The following is a 927-nucleotide window of genomic DNA, read 5'->3' as shown; positions in this document are numbered from 1 at the left end:
AACTGGAAGTCGGCGGTTATGTTCGCGGCGCCGACTACTACGCCGGGGGCGGTGCGCGATGAGCCGGATCGATATCGAGACGAAACGTAAACTCCGTGAAATGGGTGTTGCCACCCTGTTGGATGCGTTCGACGCGCAAGACGACGTCCTGACGCTGGGGTTGGCGTTCGAGGAGAAGATCAAGCTCGCCGTCGACGACGCCCACTCCGTCTTCACCCAAACCAAGGTCGAGGGACTCATCCGTCGGGCGAACCTGCGCTATCCGAACGCGGATCTGCGCCGGCTGGACCTCGTCGAGGAACGCGGCCTCGACCGGTCCATGATCGCCGGGCTCGGTACGTGCTCGTTCATCGATCGGCAGCAGAACGTCGTCTTTCACGGCTTCACCGGGTCAGGGAAATCGTATCTGGGCTGCGCGTTAGCGAAAGCGGCGTGCTTGCACCGGGTGCGGGCGCACTACATCCGGATGCCGGAGCTTGAAGAGGCGTGGCAGCTGGCCCGCGACAAGCCGTCCGGGACGACGAAGTTCTTGAACAAGTACGCCGCGTTCACGCTCTTGGTGATCGATGAATGGTTGCTGGACGAGCCCGACGAGTCCACCAGAAGCATGCTGCTGGAGCTCCTCGAGCGCCGCTACGACCAGGCATCGACGGTGTTCTGCACCCAGTACGCCCAAGGCAATTGGCATAAACGCCTCGGCTCCGGCGTCCACGCCGACGCGATCATGGACCGCATCGTGCACAACACCATCTGGGTCGAGACCGGTGGCCACAACATGCGAGAACACACCGCCGGCCGGGCCAAGGCATAGGACCTCGCGCGGTCGGGCGTCACTGGCCCCTGACCGCGCGACACCCCGGCCCCCGGAGGCAATACAAGTGGCCCCCGAAGGCAATATTCCCCGGCCCCCACACAGTCAAATACTCA

1 protein-coding gene is annotated in these 927 nt (G+C 63.6%); it reads left to right on the top strand.

Annotated features, from left to right (window positions below):
• The first annotated feature begins 58 nt into the window (after window positions 1–58).
• A complete protein-coding gene (locus tag B7R24_RS17210) occupies window positions 59–811 on the top strand; it encodes an ATP-binding protein (protein WP_116420183.1) in 753 nt (250 codons plus the stop codon).
• The last annotated feature ends 116 nt before the right edge of the window (window positions 812–927 follow it).

It is taken from the genome of Subtercola boreus, assembly GCF_003399645.1.
GTDB lineage: Bacteria > Actinomycetota > Actinomycetes > Actinomycetales > Microbacteriaceae > Subtercola > Subtercola boreus_A.
Note: the sequence above shows the minus strand (reverse complement) of the source record. Positions and strands in the feature narration are given on the sequence as shown.

Coding starts and splice junctions, on each gene's coding strand:
- B7R24_RS17210 (WP_116420183.1), top strand. CDS start 59: ATGAGCCGGATCGATATCGAGACGAAACGTAAACTCCGTGAAATGGGT.